The sequence below is a fragment of the Desulfonatronospira sp. MSAO_Bac3 genome, assembly GCF_003838035.1.
Classification (GTDB): domain Bacteria; phylum Desulfobacterota; class Desulfovibrionia; order Desulfovibrionales; family Desulfonatronovibrionaceae; genus Desulfonatronospira; species Desulfonatronospira thiodismutans.
Map to the genome: position 1 here is coordinate 1 of NZ_QYZY01000112.1, position 3,139 is coordinate 3,139.

The following is a 3,139-nucleotide window of genomic DNA, read 5'->3' on the forward strand; positions in this document are numbered from 1 at the left end:
CTATTGGTTTTCTTTACGGAAACGAGGAGTTTTTTCTTTTGGCAAGGAAATCAAGCAATTATGAGGAGGCGTATCTTAATACGGTGACGAATAATTGTGCAGATTGACGCCGCCAAAAGGAAAAAGAACCGTTTCCGGATGAAAACTAGAAAGCGTGGGGCAACATCCTTTTAACAGAGGACATGTTGGCCTTGTCCACGATAGCCGGCTTGCCCAGCCTGCGCTTTCTTTTGGCATTTTTCTTGGTCAGAATGTGCCGCTTGTTCTGCTGCCGTCTTTTGACCTTGCCGCTTCCGGTTATGGAAAAACGCTTGGCGGCGCAGCGCCTGGTCTTTATTTTAGGCATGTTATCCTCCTGGAGTTAAAATCATATTGTACAGATGGTAAATCAGGCCTTTTTGGGTCCCACCGGGGAAAGAAGCAGGTGCATGGTCCTGCCTTCATAGCGGGGTTCCTGTTCCACCCTGGCCACGTCCGAGGTCTGCTCCACCACCTTGTTTAAAATATCTGCTCCGCGGTCCTTGTGAGCCATCTCCCGGCCCCTGAAAAAAACCGAGACTTTAACCCTGTCTCCTTCTTCAATAAATTTGCGGATATGGCGGACCTTGGTGTTCAGGTCGTTTACGTCGGTTTTGGGACGAACCTTGATTTCCTTGACCTGGACTCTGGACTGCTTTTTCTTGGCTTCCTGCTTTTTCTTCTGCTGCTGATACTGGTATTTGCCGAAATCCATAATCCGGCATACAGGGGGATCAGCGTTGGGGGCCACTTCCACGAGATCAAAGCCTGAAGTCTGAGCCATGTCCAGAGCCTGGCCGGTGTCCATGATGCCCAGCTGCTCGCCTTCGCCATTGATTACACGTACCTTCCTCGCCATGATCTGCTTATTGCGGCGAGCCTTAGTAGAGGTATCTATAACTCAATCCTCCCTTCTTAAACGGTTCATCCATGTCCTGAAAAATCTGATCCGCAACTTCCTGGATGCTCATAAGCCCCAGGTTTTTGCCGCCCCTTAAACGCACGTTCAGGCCAGACTCCTGAACCTCCTGGTCTCCGGCCACCAGCACGTATGGAATCTTTTCCATCTGGGCCTCGCGCACCTTGTACCCAAGCTTTTCGTTACGGTCGTCCACTTCCACCCGGATACCCATCTGCCTAAAGCGGTCCGCACAATCATGAACATACCCGGCCTGGGCATCGGTAATATTCATGATACGGGCCTGCACAGGGGCCAGCCATGTGGGAAATGCTCCGCCGTAGTGCTCTATAAGCACACCTAGAAAGCGCTCTATAGCACCAAGGACCACTCTATGCAACATTACCGGCCTGTATTTCCTGCCGTCTTCACCGGTATATGTCAGGTCAAAACGCTCCGGCAGGGTGAAATCGCATTGCACCGTGGCGCACTGCCATTTGCGGTCCAGGGCATCCTTTAGCTTGATATCTATCTTGGGGCCGTAGAATGCGCCGTCCCCTGGATTTATCTCATAGGGCATATCCAGTGCATCCAGGGCGCTGGTCAGGGCCCTTGTGGATTTCTCCCATGCCTCGCTGGATCCGATGTGCTTTTCCGGACGGGTGCTCACCTCCACCACGTACTCAAACCCGAAAAGTCCCATGACGTCCCGGACAAAATTGACCACCCCGGTAATCTCGTCCTGCAGCTGATCCGGACGGCAAAGGATATGCGCATCGTCCTGGGTAAACTCCCGTACCCGCAGCAGGCCGTGCAGAACGCCGGACTTTTCATGCCGGTGCACCCGGCCCAGCTCAAAATAACGCAGAGGCAGGTCGCGGTAGCTGCGCAGCTTAGATTTGTATATAAGCATGTGGGAGAGGCAGTTCATGGGTTTTACGCCGTAGACCTGCTCATCTATGTGCGTAAAATACATGTTCTCCCGGTAATTATCGTAATGCCCGGACTTTTCCCAGAGCTCCCTGCGCAGTATCTGAGGACCCTGCACAATCTGATACCCGCGCCTTAAATGCTCCTTGCGCTCAAAATCCTCGAGAATGGTGCGGATAAGCGCCCCTTTGGGATGAAAAATGGGCATTCCCGGACCGGCCTCTTCGCTGAAACTGAAAAGATCCAGCTGCGCCCCCAGTTTGCGGTGATCGCGCTTTCTGGCTTCCTCCAGGCGGGTCAGATGCTTTTTGAGCTCTTTGTCTGAGGCAAAAGCTGTGCCGTAGATCCTCTGCAGCATGGGACGTTTTTCATCCCCGCGCCAGTATGCCCCGGCCACAGAGGTGAGTTTGAAGGACTTTACATAACCTGTGCTCGGCACATGCGGACCGCGACAGAGGTCGATAAAATCACCGTGCCTGTATAAAGACACCTCATCTTCTTCCAGTTCGTCCAGGATCTCCAGCTTGTAGGTCTCGTTCATATCCAGAAAGACCTTTTTGGCTTCTTCCCTGGACATGACCACCCTTTCAAAAGGCTGATCCTGGGCGATGCTCCGGGCCATTTCGGCCTCTATCTTCTCCAGGTCTTCCGGGGTGAAGGGACGTTCATAATCGAAATCGTAATAGAAGCCATGCTCAATGTCCGGGCCGATGGTCACCCTGGCCGACGGAAAAATGGTCTTCACCGCCTCGGCCATGATATGGGCCGCACTGTGCCTGAGCACCTTGAGTCCTTCCGGGCTGGAAAGGGAAACCGGCTCAAGCACCCCGCACTGCTCATCAACCTCCGAACCCAGGTCGTACAGGCGGTCTTCACAGCGGCAGGCCACCGCTTCTTTAAATTTTTTCCCGGACAGGGCCTTGGACAGGATTTCCCGGCAGGTCGCCCCGGTGCTCAACTGGATCTCTTCCGGGGCTCCGGACACTTTAACCATTTTTTCTCCAGTTTATAAACAGATAAGGGAGGCTTGGGACCTCCCTGGCAAAACAGTAAGCGTGGTAGGCGCGAGGAGATTTGAACTCCTGACCCCTTGCGCGTCAAGCAAGTGCTCTCCCCCTGAGCTACGCGCCTGTAGTGCTGCTGAGCGCAAATACTTATCAGCATTGATAACCCTCTGTCAAGAACCTGGGAGTTAAGAGTTATCAGTTATTTGTTAAAAGTTGATAAAAAATCACGCCCCCTGACCTCCGACCTCTGACTCCTGACCCCTGACCCCTGACCCCTGATTTCTGA

3 protein-coding genes and 1 tRNA gene are annotated in these 3,139 nt (G+C 53.1%); all 4 read right to left on the minus strand.

Annotated features, from left to right (window positions below; all coding sequences use genetic code 11):
* Nucleotides 1-145: 145 nt before the first annotated feature.
* Entirely contained in the window at nucleotides 146-346 is a 201-nt protein-coding gene (gene rpmI / locus D5S03_RS04080) for a 50S ribosomal protein L35 (protein WP_008870696.1), read from the minus strand.
* A gap of 42 nt (nucleotides 347-388) precedes the next feature.
* A complete protein-coding gene (gene infC, locus D5S03_RS04085) occupies nucleotides 389-877 on the minus strand; it encodes a translation initiation factor IF-3 (protein ID WP_287042767.1) in 489 nt (162 codons plus the stop codon).
* Between the two features lie 22 nt (nucleotides 878-899).
* Nucleotides 900-2,840 (minus strand): threonine--tRNA ligase, encoded by a 1,941-nt coding sequence (gene thrS / locus D5S03_RS04090; protein WP_008870698.1) that lies wholly within the window; start codon nucleotides 2,838-2,840, stop codon nucleotides 900-902.
* 62 nt (nucleotides 2,841-2,902) lie between these two features.
* Nucleotides 2,903-2,977: transfer RNA gene (locus D5S03_RS04095), tRNA-Val, on the minus strand.
* Between the last annotated feature and the right edge of the window lie 162 nt (nucleotides 2,978-3,139).